Origin of the sequence: Dorea sp. BIOML-A1 (assembly GCF_009875615.1) — a bacterium.
Lineage (GTDB): Bacteria > Bacillota > Clostridia > Lachnospirales > Lachnospiraceae > Dorea_A > Dorea_A amylophila.
On record NZ_WWSA01000020.1, the window covers coordinates 1 to 23,530 of the forward strand.

The 23,530-nt window shown below is 39.0% G+C and carries 25 protein-coding genes and 2 pseudogenes; 25 read left to right on the forward strand and 2 right to left on the reverse strand.

Annotated elements, in window-relative coordinates; translation table 11 throughout:
* Positions 1 to 251 precede the first annotated feature (251 nt).
* The 14 genes and pseudogenes from GT508_RS08890 (at position 252) to GT508_RS08950 (ending at position 11,030) form a co-directional block, all read left to right on the forward strand.
* Complete coding sequence (locus GT508_RS08890; RefSeq protein ID WP_055183010.1) at positions 252 to 779, forward strand: hypothetical protein; 528 nt, start codon at positions 252 to 254, stop codon at positions 777 to 779.
* A gap of 226 nt (positions 780 to 1,005) precedes the next feature.
* Positions 1,006 to 1,422, forward strand: a complete 417-nt coding sequence (locus GT508_RS08895) for a YjdF family protein (RefSeq protein ID WP_117990310.1) — start codon at positions 1,006 to 1,008, stop codon at positions 1,420 to 1,422.
* Between the two features lie 48 nt (positions 1,423 to 1,470).
* Positions 1,471 to 2,074: pseudogene (locus tag GT508_RS08900) on the forward strand (Type 1 glutamine amidotransferase-like domain-containing protein).
* Positions 2,075 to 2,147: 73 nt separating this feature from the next.
* Positions 2,148 to 2,567, forward strand: a complete 420-nt coding sequence (locus GT508_RS08905; RefSeq protein ID WP_161144065.1) for a nuclear transport factor 2 family protein — start codon at positions 2,148 to 2,150, stop codon at positions 2,565 to 2,567.
* 344 nt (positions 2,568 to 2,911) lie between these two features.
* Complete coding sequence (locus GT508_RS08910) at positions 2,912 to 3,679, forward strand: DUF5688 family protein (protein ID WP_330576907.1); 768 nt, start codon at positions 2,912 to 2,914, stop codon at positions 3,677 to 3,679.
* Positions 3,680 to 3,762: 83 nt separating this feature from the next.
* Entirely contained in the window at positions 3,763 to 3,930 is a 168-nt protein-coding gene (locus GT508_RS14435) for a hypothetical protein (protein WP_173863451.1), read from the forward strand.
* Positions 3,920 to 4,942 carry a JAB domain-containing protein gene (locus GT508_RS08915; protein WP_243144098.1) on the forward strand — a complete coding sequence of 341 codons (1,023 nt, stop codon included), beginning with the start codon at positions 3,920 to 3,922 and terminating at the stop codon, positions 4,940 to 4,942. The genes GT508_RS14435 and GT508_RS08915 overlap by 11 nt, the downstream gene beginning before the upstream one ends.
* A complete protein-coding gene (locus tag GT508_RS08920; RefSeq protein WP_243144100.1) occupies positions 4,833 to 6,020 on the forward strand; it encodes an MATE family efflux transporter in 1,188 nt (395 codons plus the stop codon). Before GT508_RS08915 ends, GT508_RS08920 begins: the two co-directional genes overlap by 110 nt.
* A 233-nt stretch (positions 6,021 to 6,253) precedes the next feature.
* Entirely contained in the window at positions 6,254 to 6,376 is a 123-nt protein-coding gene (locus tag GT508_RS14805; protein WP_264292899.1) for a hypothetical protein, read from the forward strand.
* A 46-nt stretch (positions 6,377 to 6,422) separates the two neighbouring features.
* Complete coding sequence (locus GT508_RS08930; protein ID WP_006427170.1) at positions 6,423 to 7,202, forward strand: MurR/RpiR family transcriptional regulator; 780 nt, start codon at positions 6,423 to 6,425, stop codon at positions 7,200 to 7,202.
* 266 nt (positions 7,203 to 7,468) lie between these two features.
* Complete coding sequence (locus GT508_RS08935; protein WP_161144066.1) at positions 7,469 to 7,777, forward strand: PTS sugar transporter subunit IIB; 309 nt, start codon at positions 7,469 to 7,471, stop codon at positions 7,775 to 7,777.
* A 56-nt stretch (positions 7,778 to 7,833) separates the two neighbouring features.
* Positions 7,834 to 9,147, forward strand: coding sequence for a PTS sugar transporter subunit IIC (locus GT508_RS08940; protein WP_006427172.1), 1,314 nt, complete (start codon positions 7,834 to 7,836; stop codon positions 9,145 to 9,147).
* Positions 9,148 to 9,184: 37 nt separating this feature from the next.
* Entirely contained in the window at positions 9,185 to 9,502 is a 318-nt protein-coding gene (locus GT508_RS08945; RefSeq protein WP_006427173.1) for a PTS lactose/cellobiose transporter subunit IIA, read from the forward strand.
* A 97-nt stretch (positions 9,503 to 9,599) separates the two neighbouring features.
* A complete protein-coding gene (locus GT508_RS08950) occupies positions 9,600 to 11,030 on the forward strand; it encodes a 6-phospho-beta-glucosidase (RefSeq protein ID WP_055303388.1) in 1,431 nt (476 codons plus the stop codon).
* A 195-nt stretch (positions 11,031 to 11,225) separates the two neighbouring features.
* Here the strand turns inward: GT508_RS08950 and GT508_RS14660 are convergent, their stop codons facing one another.
* The gene (locus tag GT508_RS14660) at positions 11,226 to 11,387 is read right to left on the reverse strand and encodes a hypothetical protein (RefSeq protein ID WP_226853377.1); all 162 of its coding nucleotides are present in this window, start codon (positions 11,385 to 11,387) and stop codon (positions 11,226 to 11,228) included.
* A 135-nt stretch (positions 11,388 to 11,522) separates the two neighbouring features.
* Between GT508_RS14660 and GT508_RS08960 the strand changes: the two are divergent.
* From GT508_RS08960 to GT508_RS08980, 5 genes and pseudogenes are all read left to right on the forward strand, one after another.
* Positions 11,523 to 11,750 (forward strand): annotated as a pseudogene (locus tag GT508_RS08960) (winged helix-turn-helix transcriptional regulator); the annotation flags it as partial.
* Positions 11,751 to 12,015: 265 nt separating this feature from the next.
* A complete protein-coding gene (locus GT508_RS08965; RefSeq protein ID WP_055182611.1) occupies positions 12,016 to 13,269 on the forward strand; it encodes an ATP-binding protein in 1,254 nt (417 codons plus the stop codon).
* A 206-nt stretch (positions 13,270 to 13,475) separates the two neighbouring features.
* Positions 13,476 to 14,984 (forward strand): hypothetical protein, encoded by a 1,509-nt coding sequence (locus GT508_RS08970; RefSeq protein ID WP_161144068.1) that lies wholly within the window; start codon positions 13,476 to 13,478, stop codon positions 14,982 to 14,984.
* A gap of 291 nt (positions 14,985 to 15,275) precedes the next feature.
* Positions 15,276 to 15,545, forward strand: coding sequence for an ArsR/SmtB family transcription factor (locus GT508_RS08975; RefSeq protein ID WP_055303384.1), 270 nt, complete (start codon positions 15,276 to 15,278; stop codon positions 15,543 to 15,545).
* Between the two features lie 3 nt (positions 15,546 to 15,548).
* Positions 15,549 to 16,232 (forward strand): DUF5714 domain-containing protein, encoded by a 684-nt coding sequence (locus GT508_RS08980; protein ID WP_055057108.1) that lies wholly within the window; start codon positions 15,549 to 15,551, stop codon positions 16,230 to 16,232.
* Between the two features lie 143 nt (positions 16,233 to 16,375).
* On the opposite strand, the gene GT508_RS08990 is transcribed toward GT508_RS08980, so the two are convergent.
* Positions 16,376 to 16,861 carry an entericidin EcnA/B family protein gene (locus GT508_RS08990; RefSeq protein ID WP_161144069.1) on the reverse strand — a complete coding sequence of 162 codons (486 nt, stop codon included), beginning with the start codon at positions 16,859 to 16,861 and terminating at the stop codon, positions 16,376 to 16,378.
* Positions 16,862 to 17,018: 157 nt separating this feature from the next.
* Between GT508_RS08990 and GT508_RS08995 the strand changes: the two genes are divergently transcribed.
* The 6 genes from GT508_RS08995 (at position 17,019) to GT508_RS09020 (ending at position 23,416) form a co-directional block, all read left to right on the forward strand.
* Positions 17,019 to 17,693, forward strand: coding sequence for a response regulator transcription factor (locus GT508_RS08995; RefSeq protein WP_044919842.1), 675 nt, complete (start codon positions 17,019 to 17,021; stop codon positions 17,691 to 17,693).
* On the forward strand, positions 17,690 to 19,042 hold the full coding sequence (locus tag GT508_RS09000; RefSeq protein ID WP_055303379.1) for a sensor histidine kinase: 1,353 nt from the start codon (positions 17,690 to 17,692) through the stop codon (positions 19,040 to 19,042). The genes GT508_RS08995 and GT508_RS09000 overlap by 4 nt, the downstream gene beginning before the upstream one ends.
* A gap of 232 nt (positions 19,043 to 19,274) precedes the next feature.
* Complete coding sequence (locus GT508_RS09005) at positions 19,275 to 19,745, forward strand: pyridoxamine 5'-phosphate oxidase family protein (RefSeq protein ID WP_161144070.1); 471 nt, start codon at positions 19,275 to 19,277, stop codon at positions 19,743 to 19,745.
* Between the two features lie 173 nt (positions 19,746 to 19,918).
* Entirely contained in the window at positions 19,919 to 21,937 is a 2,019-nt protein-coding gene (locus GT508_RS09010; RefSeq protein WP_161144071.1) for an ATP-binding protein, read from the forward strand.
* A 17-nt stretch (positions 21,938 to 21,954) separates the two neighbouring features.
* On the forward strand, positions 21,955 to 22,827 hold the full coding sequence (locus GT508_RS09015) for a YitT family protein (protein WP_161144072.1): 873 nt from the start codon (positions 21,955 to 21,957) through the stop codon (positions 22,825 to 22,827).
* A gap of 13 nt (positions 22,828 to 22,840) precedes the next feature.
* Positions 22,841 to 23,416: a DUF4230 domain-containing protein gene (locus tag GT508_RS09020; protein ID WP_161144073.1), complete on the forward strand. Its 576-nt coding sequence runs from the start codon at positions 22,841 to 22,843 to the stop codon at positions 23,414 to 23,416.
* Positions 23,417 to 23,530 lie beyond the last annotated feature (114 nt).

A 23,530-nucleotide genomic window follows, 5' to 3' on the forward strand; every position in this document is an offset into this window, starting at 1 on the left:
GTAATTGGAAAAAATGAAGATTGTGTTGGGAGTATAGGAGGAATTATCTGTGGTGTTCAACTTATTCCTTTAATTGGGTCTATTCTCCCAACAGAAATAGCATTAAAAAAGAATTTTGATAAGAATGGAACAAGACGATAAATGCCATTTTTTGAAACTGAGAAATCGGAATTGACCGAGTTCTTTGAGTGAGATACACTTCTTGGACGAAGGGAAGGAAGAAGGAAAAAGTACTTTAGAGGTATTATGGAATGAGTAATAAATTGGTTGAGCACAAAGAATCAAAAGAAATATTAACTGGAAATCAAAAGAAAATTTTGTTTTGGATTTGTTTCATTATTTTAAGTATAGCTTTCATTACAGTCTGGATAAATATACTTTTGACATCTAAAGCATTTAATACACAAATGGAAGAGATGGTACTGGGAGAAGATTACTATATGGAGGATATTGTGATTACAGGTAAAAGGGCTGAAGATGCTTCGGTTGATACGATATCTCAGAATTATTTCTTCTACTACAACAATGGAAAAGTGAATGATTATCACAAGCGAATGCAAGTACCGGGATTTGTATATTCGGAATATAATGTAGGAGATTCCATAGCTGCATATACCACAGACCATGTTAGTTATTCTTATTACAAGTATGGGATTCTTCCGGATACAGAGTATACAAACAATGAATTAATGAAAGTGGCTGGCGTATTGCTTGGAATTGGAATATTTTTATTGGCTTTGTTTGGGGTGTTAAGTAAGAAAATGAATTACAAGAAGTAACCAACTTCCCGTTTATTGGGAAGTCGCAGAGAACGAAAAATCGGGATTGACCGAATAAGTTAATCGTGCCATATGGCTTGATTATAAATACAAAGATAAAAACGCAATGTACATTAAAAATGTACTAGAGCTGGTAGGTAGCCCAGCCGTCCTATGCAAATAGGGTAAGTAACCTGCCCCTCCGGGTTGTCCATTCTTTGTTCAATTCATTTTAGGAGGGATTCTTATGGACAAAGCAAGTGGAAAACTGACGGTATATTTTGAAGAACCATTTTGGGTAGGCGTATTTGAACGTATTGAAGATGGTAAACTATCTGTGGCGAAGGTAACATTTGGTGCAGAACCAAAGGATTACGAAGTGCAGGAATATATTCAAAAATACTATTTTAGTTTGAAATTCAGTCCGGCTGTTGAAACTGTTGTAAAGGATATAAAAAGAAATCCAAAGCGTATGCAACGAGAAGCAAAAAAGCAGACGATGGAAACAGGCATCGGTACAAAATCGCAGCAGGCATTAAAATTACAACAGGAACAGAACAATCAGGAGCGTAAAGAGAGAAACCGCAAGAAAAAAGAGGCGGAAGAACAGCGAATGTTTGAGTTGAAACAGCAAAAGAAAAGAGAAAAGCATAAGGGGCATTAAAGTCCCTTGGGCTTTTGCACGAATCGGAATTTATTAAGGAGGATATGGATGAAACTGTTTTTATGTTCGCACTTTTCAAGTGTAGGAAGTTTGATAAAAAAAGAAATTGATAACAAGAAAGTCGCATTTATTCCCACAGCTTCGCTGCGTGAAGGCTATACCGGTTATGTCGGCTCGGCTCGAAAGCTATTCAATAAACTGGGAGCAACCGTAACGGAAATTGATATTTCAACGGAGGCTTATTTAACGATACAGTCCGTTTTTGAAGATGCGGATGTGATCTATTTTACTGGTGGAAATTCTTTCTTCCTTATGGATCAGCTCCGTAAAACGGGAAACGGATAAGCTATTGAAGAAGGAATTGGAAAAGGGAAAACTGATGATCGGTGAATCGGCGGGTGCGATTATATGCGCTCCAACTATCCAATATATTGAACAAATGGATGAAAAGCCGGAGGACTACTCACAAGAAGATGATGCAGGGCTTGATTTGATTGATTTCTATGTTCTTCCGCATTATCTTACAGCACCATTTAAGAAAGTTACTGAGAAAATAATGACTGAATTTTCGGATTTGAATCTATGCCCAATTAACAACCGTCAGGGAATTGTAATCGATGGTGAAGGTTCAAAGGTTATTTGCAAAGACTAATTTGAAAATTCCAGTTTTACGATTTCATATCCATACACAAAGCATTTAGTCTTAGGGATTGAGGTGTTCTATTATGAGTGAGAGAGAAAAAATCATTCGTTTATGGTTTGATATGTGGCTGAAACAGCAAGATTTAGGAATGGATAAAATTTTTACAGAAGATGTTGTTTATACGGAAAGCTGGTGTCCTAAATATGAAAATCTAAAAACAGTAAAACATTGGTTTAATGAATGGAATACCCGTGGTAAAGTCATTATTTGGGATATTAAACAGTTCTTTCATAAAGAAAATCAAACTGTCGTAGAATGGTATTTTAAAAATGAAATGAATACGGGAAATGTTGAAGAATTTGACGGTATTTCCTTAATTGAATGGACAGAAGATAACAAAATCAAATCATTAAAAGAATATGGTTGCAATCTGAATAACTACAATCCATATCAGCACAGCGATAACCCTCAATTTAGAGATGAAAAAACAAACTGGTTTTAAAACTTAATCAAATTATATCCATATACACAAAGCAGTTAGTCTTAGGATTGACTGCTTTTTTCTTACCAAAATTCAAGTTTGTTGAATTAAAAATGAAATAAAGTTCCAGTAATCATAGAGTGTATGGATTCAATTCCATATGCTCTTTTTCTTTACTTAATTTCATGAAAAATGTAAAAATCTAATGTTACGAGTGGCATTAAAAAAAACTCGCAAGAAAAAAGTAAAAAAATTTGCTTTTGACCACTGTAAAACATGCTCTGAGCGTTTCGTTATATGAAGGGATAATTTTTCTTTCGTATTTCAAAGAAAAGAGGATAAAGAAATGTTAGAAAAAAGATGTTATTTTAAATTATGAAGATGTGAAGGACAAGCTGTTTATTCGTGTATCATCAGCCGAAGCAAATAAGGAAGTCCTCGAAAATGCGCCACACCAGCTGAAGGAAGATCTCGCAATCACCTATCATGTGGCAGTAGGCAAGGATCAGGATGGATTAAGTTCCATGTTTATCAAGAATGATCTGCTTGAACAGTATGGAATCTCTGCAGAACAGCTTCATGAAGATGCTATGAAAAGTTCACCGCGTGTCATGGCCCCGGAGGTATCAAGTATAGGTGCATTGATAGATGAAATGTACCAGAAAAATATTCTCATGCTGACACCGGATGAACGTGAAATGCTGCAGGAAACATTGCAGGAATCAAGCGAGATGCCGACATTCTTTGTTGTTACGAATACAGAAAGAATTGATGGAGCCGGTGTGATCTTTTATCCGGAATTCATGGATAACATGGGGGAACTTCTGGGAAATGATTTCTTCATTTTGCCGTCATCCATCCATGAAATGCTGGTCTTGCCAGATGACGGGCAAGTGGATGCAGAAATGTTAAGAGATATGGTAAAAGAAGTCAATGCCACTCAGGTAGCCCCTGCAGAACGCCTTACCAATGATGTATATCACTTTGATATAAAGGATCATGTCTTTGAAAAAGCTGACAGATTCACAGAACGTCAGAAAGGAAAAGAAGCACAGGCTGCAAAAACAGAGAAAACAGGAAAAGAACAGCCAGATCAGAAACCGAAAACAAAGAAACATGATATGGAACTTTAATACCAAGCATGAAAACCGTTAAATAAGCAAACGCCCTGCGGCATAAAGAAATGTCGTGGGGCATTTTTGAAAAGGAGAAGATTATGACGAAAGAGAACATTAAAACAAATACAAGCTTAAGATACAGCCAGTATCAAAAAAGATTATCACACACATTTTCGTTTGAAAAATTGAAGAAGCAAATTGAGACGTTACATGATCAGGAATTTATTATAAATGTGCCGATTGGAGGTGTTGCTGATGGCAGATAAATTAGAACAGGTAGCAATTCGTATGGTGGAGCAGCCGCCACTTTATAGTAAAGAACCAATGAATAATCCAGATGCAGCCATTCGTGTTATGAATGAATTTCTCTCTCAGATGGATCGGGAACTCTTTTGTATCGTTAATTTGCAGGCAGATTTAACACCGATCAATATGAATATCGTATCTGTAGGATCGCTGAATGAAGCATTGATTAATCCAAGAGAAATATTTAAGAGTGCAATTCTTTCTAATGCTCATTCAATGATGCTCATTCATAATCATCCGTCCGGAAATCTGACCCCATCTACATCGGATATCCAGACTACAGCAAGAATGCAGGAATTAGGTGAATTGATGGGGATTTCCTTGGTTGATCACATCATTACAGGACGGGATGAAAATTACTATTCCTTTCGAGATAAAGGAGAATTTCCAGATAGCAGGATCCGTTTTTCAACTCGTGTTGAAGACATTGATTTAACTAAAGGAATGGTGACAGAAGCCATCGCACCCTATGAAGAAGTAACAGATACAAAAGAAAAAGATAACGTAAGAGATATTCCAACGGTGCAGACAGCAACAATTCCATTACCGGTTCAGGGAAAAGATATGGACAGCATTATGCAGTCACTGGAATCCGGTGTGGAAGAACTTTTTACAAGTAACCGCTATCAGGAATTTCTTAAAACCATGGCAAAGTTTCACAATTATTCCTTTAACAATACAATGCTGATTGCTATGCAGCGACCGGATGCCACACTTGTTACCAGCTACAAAAACTGGCAGTCCATGGGTAGACAGGTCATGAAAGGCGAAAAAGGAATTACGATCATCGCACCAGCATCATATAAGAAAATGAAGGAAAAAGAGGTCCTGGATGAAAATCAGCGACCAATCATGGGAACCGATGGAAAACCTAAGACTGAAAAAGTGGAAGTTATTCATTTGTGTAGCATTGGGTGCAGGTGTAGGTGCAGGGGTTCTTGTAAGCCGTTATTTTGGTGCCCGGGATTATAGCAAAATGAAAACGATTGTGTCAACATCATTAATTACTTTTCTGATTCTAAGTATACTTCTGGGTCTGTTTGGATTTTGCTTTTCCCATCCAATGATGAGTTTATTACAGACACCTGCTGATATATTGGATGAAGCGGTACTGTACCTTCGAGTTTATTTTGTGGGATTTCCGTTTCTGTTTATGTACAATATCCTTTCAACGATGTTCACTTCAATCGGCGAATCAAAGATTCCGTTAGGTCTTTTAATGTTTTCTTCGGTTTTAAATATATTTATGGACCTTTGGATGGTGGCTGGACTTGGTCTTGGTGTGTTTGGTGCAGCCCTTGCGACTCTTATTGCACAAGGAATTTCTGCAGTATTTTCACTTTTGATTTTCTTTAGTCGGATGCGCCGATATAAAAGTCACTTTAGCTGGTTTGACGGGCAGGAGTTACGTTCAATGCTTCGAATTGCTGTACCTTCGGTTCTTCAGCAGTCTACAGTGTCAATTGGGATGATGATTGTACAGGCGGTTGTAAATCCATTTGGTACACAGGCACTAGCGGGTTATTCGGCAACGATGAGAGTAGAGAATGTATTTTCACTGATATTTGTATCTATTGGAAATGCAGTTTCACCGTATGTTTCCCAAAATCTTGGTGCAAAGAAAAACGAACGTATCAAAAAAGGATATCATGCTGCACTGGTGTTAGATTTATGTTTTGCAGTTCTTGCTTTTATAGTTATTGAGACATTGCATACGCAAATTTCTTCGTTATTCTTAGGAAAAGACGGAACTGCTTTAGCTTATCAGGTATCAGGGGATTATATGAGATGGCTAGGCTACTTTTTCATTTTCATGGGTGTCAAGATGGCAACAGATGGAGTCCTTCGTGGGCTTGGAATCATGTGGCCATTTCTTATTGCAAATATGGTAAATCTTGCAATAAGATTGTCAGTTGCCTTAATCTGTGCCCCTCGTTTTGGTATTGCATTTGTCTGGCTTGGTGTACCGGCTGGCTGGCTCGCAAACTTTTTGATTTCTTATGCGGCACTCAGAAAATTATGGCCGATTGATAAGGTGGATTCAATTTGATATATAATTTGACAAAACAGCCGTTGGAGCTCTCGTTTCGACGACTGGCTCGATAATTTGGAACAGTAAAAAACAGGGTGTTGATCAGGCTGATTTTGCCCCGGATATCTATAGATTAATGAGGAAAATCATGATAAGATAGAAGCACAGAATCTGTGATATTGCAATTAAACGACATAACGAAAGGACTACAAACGGAGTATATCTTGAACTGATGTTGTATCCGTGGGATTATGCGGCGACTCGACTTGAACTTAACGGCAGAAGGTGGAATGATCACGCTGGATCAGCCGTGTTCGATACTGGCAGCAAGAAGACAGTGCTGGAAGGAAGTAAGCCAGTTGTTGAGTGTATAATAAGAAGAATGAAATAGAGAGAAAAACAGAAGGGAACTGAATTCATATGTTTACGCATGAGATGATAAAATCTTTTAATCAGTTGGAGATGGATGTATATAATTACATCATCAGCAATGAAGAGAAAGTAGTATATATGAAAGTACGTGAACTGGCAGAGGAGGTTCATGTTTCAACAACGACGATCCTTCGCTTTTGTAAAAAGGTAGGATGCGAGGGATATTCTGAATTCCGTTTGAAATTAAAACAGGAAGTCAGCAGCAAGGAACAGAAGAAAATCAATATGGATCTTACTGCGGTTAAAGATTTCTTTGAACGGGTGCAGACACAGGCATTTGCTGAGAATATCCAGGAAGCTGTGAAGTTACTTACAAAGGCATCGTCAATTATATTTGTAGGTGTGGGGAATTCTTCTTTTATAGGAAAGTATGGGGCAAGATATTTTAATAATGTAGGCTGGTTTTCATTTGCTATTGATGATCCGTTCACGCCAGTATTTCGTGGAAAAGGTGAGAGAACAGCTACAATCGCATTGTCTGTATCAGGAGAGACGGAACAGACACTGATGTTGGCAGAAAAGTTGAAAAGAAGAGGGAGCAGCCTGATATCTATTACAAATAAGGCAAACTGTTCTTTGGCGAAGATGAGTGACTGCAATATAAATTATTATGTTTCAGAGTATAAATATAAAGAAGACGAAAATTATGATCTGACATCCCAGATGGCAGTCGTTTTTATTTTGGAATTAATCGGAAGAGAATTGAAGGGCGTCCATAACGATACAGATGATCTGTTTCAAAATGATATGGAAGACTTATTTCATTAAGGTTGTAGAATGTAATGGTACGAATAGTAACCAGATAAGTAACAAAAAAAACAGAATACACGAAAAAGTATCATAATATACAAAAAAGGAAAAGGAAAACAGTGCATTTTACACAACAAAGTAGAATGCCCTGTTTTTTTTATGTAACAAATTCCGTCTATATGGAACAGAAACCAGAAACAGGAAAAAGTACTGACAAAACGAAAAATGCTTGTTATACTAGCACCATCAAAGCAAATGAGAAAGAAATAAGGGAGGAAACAATCATGGTAATTCGATTATTTTGTGCAGCAGGAATGTCAACCAGTCTTCTCGTAAAGAAGATGGAAGAGGCAGCAAAGGAAAAAGGAAAAGATGCTGACATCGCAGCATATCCATTTACAGATATGGAACGCGTGATTGAAGGTGTGGATGTAGCACTGCTCGGACCACAGGTAGGATATCAGCTTGGCAGAGCAAAAGAAATCTGTGAGCCAAAAGGGGTTCCGGTAGATGTGATCCCAATGCAGGACTATGGAATGTGCAATGGAATGAATGTTTTGAAATTTGCATATAAGCTTGCGAAAAATAAATAAGAGAAAACAAAGATACACAATTTAAAGCAAAAAAACAGAGCAAAGGGTAGTAGCAAATGAAAGAGAAATTTAACGAAAAAGTAATCCCTATAATCCTTAAGTTTATTAACACAAAGGGAATACAGTCAATTAAAAATGGTATGGTGACTTCCATGTCTCCTCTGATCATCGGATCAATCTTCCTGATCCTGTCAAACTTTCCTGTAAAGGCAGTTGTCGATGTATTAGAGTCTACAGGAATCAAAGCAGTATTAGATCAGGCATGTGGTGCAACATTCTCCATCAGTGCGATGATCGCAGTTATCGGTATCAGCTATAGCTATGCGAAACTGGAAAATCAGGAACCACTCAACTGTGCAATTATTTCATTAGCATCATTCTTGATCCTGATGCCTTCATCCATAACAACAGAAAGTGGAGAAGTTGTTACTGGAATCATTAATAAGACATGGACAGCAGGACAGGGAATGATCGGAGCAATTATTGTTGGATTAATCGTACCACTTGTTTACTGCTGGTTCTTGAAGAAAAATATACGTATTAAGATGCCGGCCGGAGTTCCGGAAGGTGTAACAAATGCATTCTCAGCATTAATCCCGGCATTCGTAATCCTGACAGGGACTGCAGTAATTCACGGTATCTGTTCTATTGGATTCAACACAACAGGTATGGAAATTATTTACAAAGTTGTTCAGACACCACTTCAGAAAATGACAGACTCCCTTGGTGGAGCAGTTCTGATGTGCTTTACAGGACCATTCCTGTGGTTCTTCGGAGTTCATGGTTCAACAGTAGTTGGTGGAATCATGACAGGACTATTACAGGCAAACAGCCTTGCAAATCAGGCTATTATTGACAGTGGTGTAGAACTTACAATAGCAAATGGAGGACATATTGTAACACAGCAGTTTTATGATCAGTTTATCAATATAACAGGTGCAGGTATCACAATCGGACTTGTAATGTATATGTTCTTCTTTGCAAAATCAAAACAGTTGAAAGCACTTGGTAAATTGGGAATTATTCCGGCAATATTTGGAATCAATGAGCCAATCCTGTTTGGTGCTCCAGTCGTTATGAATCCAATGCTTGCAATTCCGTTTATTGGAATGCCTGTGATCGCATGTTTAATCCAGTATTTTGCACTGTATACAGGAATCTGCCCATTATATGGAGCAACACAGATCCCATGGACTTGTCCACCGATTATCTCAGGATTCCTTTTAGCAGGATGGAAAAGTGCTTTACTTCAGTTAGTGATCCTTTGTGTTTCATTCTTTGTTTATCTGCCATTCATTAAGAAGATTGACAAGATGAATTTGGTTCAGGAGAAGAATCAGCCGGTAGAAGATGAGGATGAAGACTGGTAAAATCAGAATAAAAATAATAGCAGGATAGGAGACAAAAATGGACGAAAAATTTGAAACGGCATGTTTTCAGATCATCACATATGTAGGTACAGCAAGAACACATTTTATCAATGCAATCCAGTGTGCGAAAGAAGGAAAATATGATGAGGCAGCAGAACTGATTAAACAAGGTGATGAAGCCTTTTCACTTGGACATAACGCTCATGCAGATCTTTTGACAATGGATGCAAATGGTGAAATTTCCAATGGATACATGCTTCTGATGCATGCAGAAGATCAGCTTATGAGTGCAGAAGGATTCCGCATTCTTGCAGATGAATTCATTGCACTGTATAAGAGAATCGATGAGAAATAATCATTAAGCTGAGATTGAATATAGAAACAGAAAGTTGGGGGCAAAAGCCCCCAACACTATTATACAAAGCAATTAAGACAACAGGAAGGAAATAACAATGGGATTTCGAAAAGATTTTCTCTGGGGCGGCGCAGTTGCTGCTCATCAGCTGGAGGGTGCCTATGATCGAGATGGAAAAGGCTTGAGCATTATGGACGTTGTAACCAGCGGAGATGTGAATACAAGAAGAAGAATAACAGGTGAAATACTAAAAGGCGAGAATTATCCGAATCATGAAGCAATCGATTTTTATGATTACTATAAAGAAGATATCCGCTTATTTGCGGAAATGGGATTCAAGTGTTTCCGTACAAGTATTGCATGGACACGTATCTTCCCAAATGGTGATGAAGAACAGCCGAATGAAGCCGGATTAAAATTCTATGATGACATGTTTGAGGAATGTCTGAAATATGGGATCGAACCAGTGATCACACTGAGTCATTTTGAGATGCCTCTGCATCTTGTACAAGAGTATGGTGGATGGAGAAACAGAAAACTGATTGATTTCTTCGTGAAATTTGCAGTAACTTGCTTTGAACGATACAAAGACAAAGTAAAATACTGGATGACATTTAATGAGATTAATAATCAGGCAGATATCGGTGACGGATTCATGCTTTACGCTAATTCCGGGGTTGTGGTTAAACCAGAAGAAAATGTAGAAGAATTGATGTATCAGGCATCTCACTACGAACTGGTTGCCAGTGCTGAAGCGATAAAAGCAGGGCATAAGATCAATCCGGAATTTCAGATTGGCTGTATGATTGCAATGTGCCCAATCTATCCGGCTACCTGCCGTCCGGAAGATATACTGCAGGCCGAAAAAGCCATGCAGAAAAGATATTATTATGCAGATGTGCATGTAAAAGGAGAATATCCTGTAAATATTTTGAAATACTGGGAAAGAAAAGACCTTAAGATCGACGTAACAGAAGAAGATCTTTCAGTATTGAAACAAGGCTGTGTCGATTATATCGGTTTCAGTTATTATATGTCTTTCTGTACAAAAGCAGAACCAGATAATCCGGAATATGACTACCGCGGAGAAAAGGATCGCATAAAGAATCAGTACGTAAAGACAAGTGAATGGGGATGGCAGATTGATCCGATCGGACTGCGCTATTCATTGAATTGGTTTACAGATCGCTACAAAGTACCACTGTTTATTGTAGAAAATGGATTTGGAGCATATGATACGTTAGAAGCGGATGGAAGCATTCACGATCCATACCGTGTGGAATATCTGCAGCACCACATTTCAGAAATGAAAAAGGCAGTAGAGGAAGATGGTGTAGATTTGATGGGTTATACACCATGGGGATGTATCGACCTTGTCAGTGCAGGAACCGGTGAGATGGATAAGCGATATGGATTCATTTATGTGGATAAACATAATGATGGAACAGGAGACTTGTCTAGAAGAAAGAAAGATTCTTTCGAGTGGTATAAAGAAGTTATTTCAACCAACGGTGAAAATATTAATTAGTTGACAGGATGACTGTTAAAAAAGAATAATGATCGAATCTTATTATATCTGATGTCTATTAACAGTTTACTAAAAAAGAGCATGTGGAGAAAAGCCATATGCTCTTTTCCGTACTAAATTTCAGAAAAATACAAAATTTTCAAAAAATAATTTCTTGCTACTGTAAAATATGCACCATTATGCTGGCTATAGAATTCAACTTAATGCGATGGTGTTGACCTTAGACATATCAATTTTTCCATCCACCATAACGTTCTCAGCGGCAGTGACATTGACGCTGCCGTCCTCGTTGTAAGTTGCAACCATCAGAACCGGCATGGGGAAAATGCCTTCGGTAATTTTCAGCTTTGTTCGCATGATAATTCCTCCTTGTGATCATATTGACAGGACTGTTCATCCTGCTTATAATTATCTCCATGCAAATTATAAATTCAAGTACTGGCAATTATGACAGGTACTATCTTATGAGAAAGTTAAATGATAAAGAACTAGTTTGAGACGGTGCAATTCAATGAGTTGAAACGGTATCTGAAAACCATTTCCGACAAGACTCTCAGCACGAATCTCAAGGAGCTGGAAGCAGACAAACTGATCGTCCGTACCGAGTATCCGCAGATTCCGCCGAAGGTGGAATATGCACTTTCGGAGCGTGGAAAATCGCTGATGACTGTGCTGGATCAGCTCTGTGTCTGGGGCGAGGAGAATCGACTGACAGAGTGATAACTTCAAGTTTGTTGAACTGAATCCGAAAAGCATTAGGGCGCAGCATCGGAACCATCTTCTTTTTGTTGTCTACCTATAATAACGATTGGAGTAGTCGATTATAGACAATGCAATCAAAAAAATCTGAAAATATATTTATCAACATTACATAAAAGTGTGTAGATGCACATAAAATGGGAATACATATTGAAATTCAGGTAGTTCTGTGATAGAATCTCATTACTAAAAAGTGTGCAGATGCACGGAAATGGGGAGTGTAACGATGGAGATTAAAAGAGACGCTTACCTACAGCAGCTGATCGAGCGAAAAGATAATGGAATGATAAAGGTGATTACCGGCATTCGTAGATGTGGCAAATCCTTTTTGCTGTTTACCATCTTTAAGAGATACTTACTGGAGAACGGCGTTGATGTTGATCATATTATTGAAATTGCATTGGATGGTATTGAGAACGAGGAATTAAGAGATCCCAAGGTATGCTTCAAGTACATCAAGGATGCCATGAAAGACGACGGGAAGTATTATCTCCTTTTGGATGAAGTGCAGTTCATGCCACGATTTGAGGAAGTGCTGAACAGCCTGCTCCGCATGAGCAATATTGATGTGTATGTCACCGGAAGTAATTCCAAGTTCCTGTCCAGCGACATTGTGACCGAATTCCGTGGCAGAGGTGATGAGATTAGAATCTACCCTCTCTCCTTTGCAGAGTTTTATTCTGTCTATGACGGTGATTATGATGATGCCTGGGATGACTACATGATCTACGGAGGATTGCCGCAGATCGTAAGTTTCCAGAGCGAACGACAGAAAGCGGACTATCTGAAGAACATCTTTGCAAATGTCTATCTGAAGGATGTTATTGAAAGAAATAAGATTCAGAACGTGGATGAGATTGGGATTCTGGTTGATGTGCTTGCATCTGCAATCGGCGCACCGACCAACCCTTCAAAGATTGCCAATACCTTTGCCAGTGAGCGCCAGATGACTTATGCTAATAAAACCATCTCCAAGCATATCGACCATTTGACAGATGCCTTTTTGATTTCCAAGGCAAGCCGATACGATATTAAGGGCAGAAAGTATATCGGTGCAAATCTGAAATACTACTTTACTGATCTGGGACTGAGAAATGCACGTCTGAATTTCAGACAGCAGGAGCCTACTCATATCATGGAGAACATTGTTTATAACGAGCTGCTGATCCGTGGCTACAATGTTGATGTGGGTGTCGTGGATATCTTCGATAAGGATAAAGAGGGCAAACGTGTTCGCAAGCAGTTGGAGGTTGACTTTGTGGTGAATCAAGGAAACCAGAGATACTATATCCAGGTTGCATATGACATGACTTCGGAAGAAAAACAGACGCAGGAGTTCAATTCTCTGCGTAATATCCCGGACTCTTTCAAGAAGATCGTCATTGTAAATGGCAGCAAAAAGCCTTGGAGAAATGATGAAGGTTTTGTCATCATGGGAATGAAGTATTTCTTGCTGAATGCGAATAGTCTGGAATTTTAAGTCGATTTGAGTTGTTGCTGTGGTGTTGTTCTATTTCAAAAAAGAGTGAAATGATATAAATAAGGCCACGGCTGATTTCATGTTGGAACAGCCGTGGCTCAGTTTATTTTTTTATCCGTACAAACGAGACTGTTCCGCAGATTATGGTTGATTGGTGTGTGCGGTAATATACTATATTCAGAAAAACTATTCAGGAGAGTGTTAGTGTGAGAAAATCAGATTGGGCAAAATGGTTGATCGTGATTCCGGCAATGCTAGGCATTGTGTTGGTAACCTATGTGGATCGTATAACAGATATCTGGGGATTTGGTGCATTTATCTGCCAGCTGATTGCGATTTTAGAATTGGCTTATGGTATGCGAATCGCGATGTTGGCACAGAGTAGAAAGAAGTCCTACCGGTTAACACCGGAAGAACGACATGAGTATGCACAGTATTTATATGAGAAACAATATCAACGTTACCCTGCTGTGGCGAATCAGATGCTTTTGGTTATGGCAAGGATGAGTATACTTCTTGACAATTATGAACGGGCTACACAGGAGCTGGAAGATATTTGTATAGATAAATTTAATCCGGCACAGTTGAAGGTGTATTATTACCTGAAAGTGGTTACAGCAGTAGTGGCAGGAGATACAGAAGGGCTTCAAGAGAGCCAGATGCGTTATGCAGGGATTCCGGATACTAAATGTGTATATCCGACAGAAACTGAGCTTGCTGAGTGGATAGAGCAGAGAGATACAGTGCAGATGGCAGAAGCACTGAAAAAGGCAGTGCCGGATAAGAAAGAGCATCCGGTACGGATCAGTATCATTACTTTGATTCTTGCATATAGTACCTTCTTTTACGGATTGTGGTATGGTATAAACCGTGATATGGGATATGAAGTGAGATATCGTTTCGCAGAAATATCGATTGCTGTTATTACAATCAGTCTGGCGATTCTTTTAATCTGGGGAATCGTAAGCTTGTACAGACACAATTGCCAGGCATTATCCATACAGCCTGGTAAAAACAGAGTGGCATTAATGATCATTTTTGGAGCTGCTGCGATATTTACACTTTTGATTATTGGAATGAGTGGTCTGAGTGTAGTGTTCGGAATGGATGGAGAGGAGACGGTGACTGGTCATGACAGCAAATATACGTATATAACCGTGCAGGAGGATTATGGCGGCGAGCGGAGATATCGAACCAATAATCCATTTGTTATGCAGAGTATGGATGGTCTGTGGTGGTCTTTGGATTCTTCGGATATAATGGATGCTGAAGAAGATAACGAAGAATCATCGGATGCGGATACAGAGGATTTTCCAGTGACAGAAGATACTCAGAACGGAGATGTGGTAGAAGATTATGAGGCAGAAGGACAGCATGATGGTCTGACGATTCAGAATGCGATGCTGGCGGTCTATAATTATCTTCAGGAGAATAATGCACTTCAAAATATGGCCTTCAGTTACACTGCGAATGCAAAAGGAGAAGTCTATGGTATTGTCAGTGAAACGCAGGAAACAAAAGATGGTAATACGGTAAATGTAAGATATTGTCTGTATGACAACGGAGCGAAGACGGATGCGGATGGTAATTCTTGCGAAGAACTGGTGTTAGAAAAAGTATATCCAGACGGTAATTACGAGACCGAATTGGTAGATTTTTATCTGGTAAATACGGATACGATGCAGGTGACAGATGAACAGAAGAATACGTGGTAAAATAAATTCTGGGGAAGTAGGTGCATTATATGACAATGGGAGAAAAAATAAAACAACTGCGAAGTACAAATGGGTTTACACAAGAAATGCTTGCAGAAAAAATGAATGTGTCCGTTCGGCAACTGTAAGAGTAATTAACTGATGTTAGGAGCCTCAGTCTTTCGGAGGTTGGGGCTTCGATTTGTATCTATGATGATTGCCGGGTAACTTTATTGAATAAATACACATTGACAAGCATCTATGCGTAGGGTAATTTGATATATAGATGATTGCCTATGTGAGGTAGCGAAAATGGAAGCAAAGGATATGATACTAATATGTAAAGCATTATCGGATACAAATAGACTGGAGATTGTTCGGATGCTGTCAGACGGAGAAAAATGCGGATGTAAGATTCTGGATAAATTCAATATCACGCAGCCTACTTTATCACATCACATGAAAATATTGGTTGACTGTGGGATTGTAAATGATCGTAAGGAAGGCAAGCGGCATTATTATTCTCTGAACAAAAAAGTAATAAGAGAGGCAAGTTCATTTGTTGAAGCTTTGGGAAGGTAGGAAATGAAAGAAGAATGTATTATATGTAAAGCACCACTTATATATCTTGAAAAAGATGAAATGATGGAGTGTGTGTTATGCCATAAAAAGGAATTAAGCAAAACTAGATGTGAGCAGGGTCATTATGTATGTAATGAATGCCATACAAAAGGAATGGGTGTAATTATAGACATATGTCTTAGTGAAACATCTAAGAATCCGATAGAAATTATAAGAAGAATGATGGCGCAGCCATTCTGTCATATGCATGGACCAGAGCATCATGTTATGGTTGGTTCAGCACTTCTTACCGCATATAAAAATGCAGGTGGTGAGATTGATTTGCCGGAAGCTCTGCTTGAAATGATGAATAGAGGAAAAGCTGTTCCAGGCGGTGTATGTGGATTCTGGGGTGCTTGTGGCGCCGGAATTAGTACAGGAATGTTTATATCAATAATCTCAGGAGCGACTCCACTTAAAAATGAACCTTGGGGTCTGGCTAATAAAATGACTTCTAAGGCACTTGACGCAATCGGGAGCATTGGTGGACCAAGATGTTGTAAAAGAGATTCCTATATAGCCATAATCTCAGCAATTGACTATGTGGCAGAGAATTTCAATATACAAATGGAAAAGCCTGTTATAAAGTGTATTCATTCTGATAAGAACAACCAATGTATTAAAGAGAGGTGTCCGTTTCATGAATAAGAAAAAAGTCGCATTTATCTGTGTTCATAATTCATGCCGTAGTCAGATTGCAGAGGTATGCAGGTAGATAAAATAATTATCTACCTCCTACCCGATTTTAGAAATTAAGAAAGTTCTGCCACATTCTTGTAGCCCAGATGGAATTAATCATCAATGCCGTATTTGTTTTCCAGCGCTTCTTCTGCTAATTCCAGTTCATCTTCCAGTTTTTCAATCGTGCGTTCTCTCGCTTTGTATGTCTCGAAGCTAATCTCTTTCATCTGGTAAGCATACTCAAATTCATCATCAAGTTTATCCAGTTCGTCATCAACTGCGTCTACCTGTTTTTTCAAAGCGTAGAATTGTTCGTGATTCTCAGATGCATTTGTAGATGGTTTTGCATTGTTTACACTTTTTGTTATATTACGGACATCGTTTTCATAAGAAGAGAAATCATAATCCTTTTCGTTCACATTCTCTACTGCGTTTTCTGTGTTACTGATGTTATCATCATCGTCATCTGTATTTGATGTTACAACTTCCTGTGTCTTAATTTCTACATCTTCTGCTGCTCCATTATTGGATGAAGTGCATCCTGTAAAAGCAAATATTAATGTGAGAGATAATAAAACTACTAATATTTTTTTCATAACATGTTCTCCTTTCGGCTCTTGGATGTTTTGTTTTTGCTGTTATATGTATCATATAGGGGGAAGATTAAAAAAAGATTAAAACAAATAGTAATTTCAAAAAATGAAAAAAAGGACTCTAGCACACGAAAATGATTGGTATTATAATAATTACATTATGAGATTACTGATTGTAGAAGACGAGAATGATTTAAGAAACATTGTCAAAAAAAGGCTTGTCAAGGAACATTACAGTGTAGATGCCTGTGGGGATGGTCTGGAAGCGATGGATTATATCGATATGACTTCCTATGATGGTATTATTCTTGATATCATGTTGCCGGGAAAGGATGGATATGAAATCTTAAGAGAATTAAGGCGACGAGAAGATGATACACCGGTTCTGTTACTGACAGCAAAAGACAGCATTGAAGACCGCGTCAAAGGACTGGATCTTGGTGCCGATGATTACCTGATCAAACCATTTGCATTTGAAGAACTGCTTGCAAGAATCCGTGTCATGATGCGTAGAAAGCCACAATTTACATCCAATCAACTAAAAATAGCAGATCTTATTCTGGATCGTGACACAAGAAAGGTAACAAGAGCCGGAAATGAAATTGATCTTTCTGCAAAAGAATTTATGGTTCTGGAATGTCTTATGCGCAACAAAAATATCGTAATGACAAGACAGCAGATTGAACAGAATGCGTGGGACTTTGATTTTGAAGGTGGTTCCAATGTGATCGACGTATACATTCGTTATTTGCGAAAAAAAATCGATGCACAATATGAACAAAAACTCATCCACACTGTTCGCGGTGTCGGATATGTAATGAGGGAAAACGAATGAAACAGCTGACGATCAAGAAAAAAATTACGCTATGGTACACCGGAATCATTGCCGTAGTTCTTGGGACTATTTTAGTTCTCGTCCTTCTTTTTGTGGATAAGGTTGGAATTTCTGCGACAGAAGAAGAAATCAGTGCCGCAGTGACTGGTTTCTCTTCAAATATTAATTTTCAGGATGATTCCTTTTATCTTGACGGCGATACCGAATTTTACGATGACGGTATTATGTTTTGTATTTATGACAAAAACGGACGCTTACTTTATGGAACGATTCCAACCCAATTTCCAGAAGAAACTATCCTCAAGTCGAATACACCGCGAATGATAACCGGATCAAATCGAAAATGGATGATATATGACAGCGTTTACACTTACGGTGATGATGAGGAAATGTGGGTACGAGGAATTACCTCCGTACATTCTATAGAACTTTTCATGCAGACATCCGAGAAAATGCTGTTGATTGTTTTCCCATTACTCATTATTCTGATCGGAGCCATCGGATATTTTATGATCAAGCGGGCATTGAGACAGGTGGATCTTATCTGCGATGAAGTTGAAAACATCAGCAATGGAAAAGATCTTTCCAAACGATTGTCTCTGCCAAAAGCAAAAGATGAATTATACGAATTGTCGGAGAAATTTAACGAAATGTTCGAGCGCTTGGAATTTTCGTTTGAGAAGGAACGTCAATTCACATCAGACGTATCCCATGAACTGCGGACTCCAGTTGCTGTTATCATTTCCCAGTGTGAGTACTTATTGGAAAATGAAAACTTATCTGCGGAAGATAAGGAAGAGATTGCAGTCATCTTAAAGCAGGCAAAACGAATGTCAAAGCTGACAAGCGAAATGTTAATGATCGCCAGAAACGAACAGGGCGAGCAGCATCTGATGGAAAAACTGGATTTTGGATTATTAAGCGAACTTGTAATAGAAGAACTGCAGACAAAAGCACAGGAAAAAAATATTGAGATTACCCTGCAAAAGCAGGACGACTTATTTATGAACGGCGACCAGACATTGATTTTGCGTATGATGATGAATTTAATAACCAATGCCATCAATTACGGAAAAATAAATGGACATATCCATGTTATCCTGAAGGTCGAAAATGACCAGATTGTCGGTGAAGTGAAAGATGATGGTATTGGAATAAGTGAGGAACATCTGGACAGAATCTGGGAGCGTTTCTATCGCATAGACAAAAGCCGTTCCAGAGAAAATGGCGGTACCGGACTCGGCCTTTCTATGGTGCGCTGGATTGTAAATCTCCACAATGGAACCATTCACGTCGAAAGTATCGAAGGTATCGGAACGAGTTTTATTTTCCGATTTCCGAAAATATAAGGGGCTATCGCTGTATATCCAATTTCTTTTTACCAAAGAGAAGGGTTCATTATTCAATGTGAAGGTTTGGATGAAGCTACTGGTGAAAAAGAAAGGCCCGTATCCGTTCTGGATATGAGCCTTGCAAGAATTGGAGAATTGTAATCCGTAGATTTTCAAATAAAAAATAGTAATAAGTGAAATGGCAAATTCTGATTGTAGAACTGACATGTGATTATAAGGAAGGAATAATATGAGAAGAAAAGATAGAGAAATCACAGATATACACAAGATTGAAAAAATATTGTCGAGTGCAAAGTATTTACATCTGGGGGTATTAGATGATGAATACCCATATGTTGTGCCGCTTCATTACGGTTATCAGATAAACGGCGGGAAACTAACATTTTATGTTCATAGTGCGAAAGTGAGGCATAAACTGGATTGCATTCGGAAAAATAACAGTGTTTTTGTGGAAATTGATTACGGAGAAAAACTTATAGAAGCAGATGTTCCATGCAAATATGGTGCTGAATATGCGAGTGTCATGTGCCGAGGGAAAGCAAAAATCCTCCAGAATGCAGCGGATAAGTGCGCGGCACTGCGCATTCTTATGAGAGAGCAAACCGGAGAGGAACACGAAATTAATGAAAAAATGGTAAATGCGGTATGTGTAATTGAAATAAACGTAGATTCGTATACGGCAAAAGCGTGTGTAAAATAAATTTTAGTTTTCGGCATTATTGCTTCCACCGGTGATTAGCCTGTATTATATTTGTATTCGTGCATTACATAAAAAGCGTCCCCAGTGCTGCGATATTATGTTAAAATGAAGTAAACAAGAAAACTGGAAAAACAAAAAGTTGTTCAAGATATACGGGATGAGAGGGATTGGTTATGGATGATTTTAAACGACTTACAGAGCAGCTTTTAAAATTTTATATCGACACGGAATCCGTAGATGATACAGGCTTTGAAAACTTCTTTGATGATAACAGTAGTATAATCGGAACAGGAAAGCATGAGTTTTTCAGGAATCTGCATGAATTTCAGGAATCATATAAATTCGATGTAAAACAAAGAGGAAAAATCAGACTTAAAATAAGAGATTTACAGCAGGAAGAAGCAGAGCTTGGTGATGACCAGGTCCTTGCGTATGGATCGGTAGTCTTTACCGGTTTATTTGAAGATGGATCCGTCTGTTTTGAGATGGACACACGGTTTAGCATTATCTATAAAAAGGTGAACGGGAAATGGCTGGTTAAGCATCTGCATCAGTCAGTACCGGACAGAGACCAGATGACAGGGGAAGAATTCCCGGTTACGCTGGGAAAACAGGTGGAAGAGGCGCACCGGGCAATCAGTGCATTAGGGACCGCTTATTATCACATCTCACGTCTGGATTTAAAGACAAAGAAGATCGAACTTGTGAAAAGATCCCGGAAAATGGAGCTGGGCATTTCGAAAAAAAGCGCAGACTGGAATTCGCAGTTTGAGGTCATCAAAGATGTGATAGCAGAACCGTTTGTACAAAAGTACATAGATTTTTTTGATACACAGACCATGGCCGCACGGCTTCGTAATAAAGAGTCCATGTCTTTTGAATTCAAAAAAAAGGATGGGAAATGGTTCCTTGCCATGATCGTTCCACAGAACTATGATAAAGACGGAAATGTTACATCGGTGCTGCTTGCAAACCGGGATGTGACAGATGAAAAACTGCGGGAATTGAGGCAGGAGGAAGAACTGCGGGAAGCTAAATTAACTGCGGAAACTGCAAGTAAGGCAAAATCCGCATTTCTTTTCAATATGTCCCATGACATCAGAACACCTATGAATGCGATCATCGGCTATGCAGATCTGGCATCCAGACATCTGGAAGACACAGAAAAACTTAGCAGATATATCGATAACATTCAGATATGCGGGAAAAAACTGTTATCGTTACTCAGTAATGTCCTGGATCTTGCAAGAATTGAAAATAACAAGGTCGAAATGAAGTATGCCGTGTCGGATGTCCGGGAAGACTTTACGAATTGTGTCACGATGTTCCAGCAACAGGCAGAAAGTAAGAACCAGACTCTGTGCATGACAGAACAGATCCTGTATCCGTATGTATATGTGGATGAACCACATTTATCGGAAGTCTGCATCAACATCATAAGTAATGCGGTCAAGTATACAAATGCAGGCGGTACAATATCCTGTAAGGTTGCACAGAGACCTTGTGAGAAGGAAGACTGGTGCGATATGATCATCAGTATTACCGATAATGGAATTGGTATGGCAGAAGAGTTCCAAAAGCATATCTTTGAAGCGTTCGAAAGAGAGCGGACTTCTACGATTACCCATATTGAGGGCAGCGGCATCGGCATGGGAATCGTGAAAAAGCTTGTGGATCTGATGGGTGGTACGATAGAGGTGGAAAGTAAACTTGGTGAGGGATCCACTTTTACAGTGACGATCCCTTGCAAAAAAGCATCAAAAGAAGAAGCTTTAGAGAAGAAAAATCAGAATCCACGAAGTAAGAAGTCGCTAAAAGGCGTCCGGGTCCTGCTGGTCGAAGACAATGAGATCAATGCGGAGATCGCGACAGAACTGTTGAAAGAAGAAGGGTGCATTGTCGAAGTTGCAACTGACGGAGTTGCATGTATCAGCATGATTGAAAAGGCAGATGCGGACTATTATAAGATGATTCTTATGGATATTCAGATGCCGGTTATGAATGGGTTCGATACGACATTAACCATCCGGAAGATGAAGGATGATAAAAAAGCGATGATCCCGATCATAGCTATGACTGCCAATGCCTTTGCAGAAGACAGACAGAAGGCGCTTTCTGTCGGGATGAATGATCACGTTGCCAAGCCTGTTGATATGAATATTCTTGCGCCAACGATGATGAAATATTTATAAAAGTGGGGAATAAAAAAATGAACAAAGAAAAAAAACAGATTGTCACACCGGACAATCTAAAAGAAATTGCCGTTATGACGATAGCAGTGGGGATCATCGCCGCGGCCGTGTATTTCTTCCTGATTCCGAGCCAGACCTCGATCAGCAGCGTATCTGCGCTGGCGATCATTATTGCGCATTATGTACCGTTACATGTATCAACGGTTACGATGATATTGAATGTGGTCTTACTGCTGATCGGATTTATAACCTGTGGGAAAGAATTTGGAGCGAAGACGGTATATACAAGTATTTTGCTGCCACTGTATCTGGCAGTATTTGAACATGTATTTCCGGATTTTGAATCGCTGACAAACAGTATGGAACTGGATGTGTTATGTTATATTCTGGTTGTAAGCTTCGGACTCAGCATCTTATTTAATATGAATGCGTCGTCCGGCGGACTGGATATCGTGGCAAAGATCATGAATAAATATCTTCATGTCGAACTGGGAAAAGCGATGTCCATCTCAGGAATGTGTGTGGCACTTTCTTCCGCATTGATCTATGATAAAAAAGCGGTCGTACTGAGTGTGCTTGGTACATACTTTAACGGTATTGTGCTGGATCATTTTATCTTTGGACAGAATGTAAAGAGACGTGTCTGTATTATTACAAAATATGAAGAAGAGGTGCGCCGGTTCATTCTGCATGAGCTGCACAGCGGGGCAACGTTTTACGAGGCAGTAGGTGCTTACAATATGCAGAAATACAGAGAGATCATTACAATCGTAGATAAGAACGAATATCAGAAACTGATGAATTATATCAGTAAAAAAGATCCGGAGGCATTCGTAACCGTATACACGGTATCTGATATGCGCTACCGGCCGAAAGTTAAATCATTTTAACGGAGGAAAACATATGAAGACAAAAGCTAAAATAATCATTGCGGCAGTTCTTGCCATTGCGATCAGCATCGGTTCGATAGCCATATATAAGCATATTACCGGTCCGAAAGAAGAGAGCATACCGCTTGAGACGACGCTGGAAGATGCAGCGGAGCTGACGACACAGAAGATGATCATCTCGGATGTATTCAGGAGCACAAAGGGAGAGATCCCGCTGATCAACAAGAACAGATTTCTCGTACAATACAAGACGACAGTGACTGCGGGACTGGATGTACAGAAAGCTGTCATAAAGGAGACAGACGACAAGATCCAGATATCTATTCCGCACTGCACGGTCAATGAGGATTCTATTAAGATCAAATCCAGTGATCTGAAGATATATGATACGAATTTTGCGATTATGAGTATCGATAAAGAGGCAGTTATGGAACTTGTCGCAGAGGCTGAGAAGAAAGCAAAGGAAAAAGCCGGATCGGATGAATACGGATTTCTTGAAAATGCAGACAAGAACGCCAAGAAAGTGATCAAGGGCATGTTCGAAAATGTATCGAATGGAAAAGAAGTGATCGTGTCTTTCAAGAATTAGACCGGAAATGACGGATATGTTGTGTAAAAGAATGTAGAGATTGTGTGAAGAATGTCGAAAACCATTAATTTCTGCAAAAGAATGTGCTACAATAAAGAAATCTTATATAGACAG

What these genes read in the sequence shown, in the direction of transcription:
- GT508_RS08890 (WP_055183010.1), top strand. Translation starts at nt 252, where the DNA reads ATGAGTAATAAATTGGTTGAGCACAAAGAATCAAAAGAAATATTAACT.
- GT508_RS08895 (WP_117990310.1), top strand. Translation starts at nt 1,006, where the DNA reads ATGGACAAAGCAAGTGGAAAACTGACGGTATATTTTGAAGAACCATTT.
- GT508_RS08905 (WP_161144065.1), top strand. Translation starts at nt 2,148, where the DNA reads ATGAGTGAGAGAGAAAAAATCATTCGTTTATGGTTTGATATGTGGCTG.
- GT508_RS14435 (WP_173863451.1), top strand. Translation starts at nt 3,763, where the DNA reads ATGACGAAAGAGAACATTAAAACAAATACAAGCTTAAGATACAGCCAG.
- GT508_RS08915 (WP_243144098.1), top strand. Translation starts at nt 3,920, where the DNA reads ATGGCAGATAAATTAGAACAGGTAGCAATTCGTATGGTGGAGCAGCCG.
- GT508_RS08920 (WP_243144100.1), top strand. Translation starts at nt 4,833, where the DNA reads ATGGAAAACCTAAGACTGAAAAAGTGGAAGTTATTCATTTGTGTAGCA.
- GT508_RS14805 (WP_264292899.1), top strand. Translation starts at nt 6,254, where the DNA reads ATGCGGCGACTCGACTTGAACTTAACGGCAGAAGGTGGAATGATCACG.
- GT508_RS08930 (WP_006427170.1), top strand. Translation starts at nt 6,423, where the DNA reads ATGTTTACGCATGAGATGATAAAATCTTTTAATCAGTTGGAGATGGAT.
- GT508_RS08935 (WP_161144066.1), top strand. Translation starts at nt 7,469, where the DNA reads ATGGTAATTCGATTATTTTGTGCAGCAGGAATGTCAACCAGTCTTCTC.
- GT508_RS08940 (WP_006427172.1), top strand. Translation starts at nt 7,834, where the DNA reads ATGAAAGAGAAATTTAACGAAAAAGTAATCCCTATAATCCTTAAGTTT.
- GT508_RS08945 (WP_006427173.1), top strand. Translation starts at nt 9,185, where the DNA reads ATGGACGAAAAATTTGAAACGGCATGTTTTCAGATCATCACATATGTA.
- GT508_RS08950 (WP_055303388.1), top strand. Translation starts at nt 9,600, where the DNA reads ATGGGATTTCGAAAAGATTTTCTCTGGGGCGGCGCAGTTGCTGCTCAT.
- GT508_RS14660 (WP_226853377.1), bottom strand. Translation starts at nt 11,387, where the DNA reads ATGCGAACAAAGCTGAAAATTACCGAAGGCATTTTCCCCATGCCGGTT.
- GT508_RS08965 (WP_055182611.1), top strand. Translation starts at nt 12,016, where the DNA reads ATGGAGATTAAAAGAGACGCTTACCTACAGCAGCTGATCGAGCGAAAA.
- GT508_RS08975 (WP_055303384.1), top strand. Translation starts at nt 15,276, where the DNA reads ATGGAAGCAAAGGATATGATACTAATATGTAAAGCATTATCGGATACA.
- GT508_RS08980 (WP_055057108.1), top strand. Translation starts at nt 15,549, where the DNA reads ATGAAAGAAGAATGTATTATATGTAAAGCACCACTTATATATCTTGAA.
- GT508_RS08990 (WP_161144069.1), bottom strand. Translation starts at nt 16,861, where the DNA reads ATGAAAAAAATATTAGTAGTTTTATTATCTCTCACATTAATATTTGCT.
- GT508_RS08995 (WP_044919842.1), top strand. Translation starts at nt 17,019, where the DNA reads ATGAGATTACTGATTGTAGAAGACGAGAATGATTTAAGAAACATTGTC.
- GT508_RS09000 (WP_055303379.1), top strand. Translation starts at nt 17,690, where the DNA reads ATGAAACAGCTGACGATCAAGAAAAAAATTACGCTATGGTACACCGGA.
- GT508_RS09005 (WP_161144070.1), top strand. Translation starts at nt 19,275, where the DNA reads ATGAGAAGAAAAGATAGAGAAATCACAGATATACACAAGATTGAAAAA.
- GT508_RS09010 (WP_161144071.1), top strand. Translation starts at nt 19,919, where the DNA reads ATGGATGATTTTAAACGACTTACAGAGCAGCTTTTAAAATTTTATATC.
- GT508_RS09015 (WP_161144072.1), top strand. Translation starts at nt 21,955, where the DNA reads ATGAACAAAGAAAAAAAACAGATTGTCACACCGGACAATCTAAAAGAA.
- GT508_RS09020 (WP_161144073.1), top strand. Translation starts at nt 22,841, where the DNA reads ATGAAGACAAAAGCTAAAATAATCATTGCGGCAGTTCTTGCCATTGCG.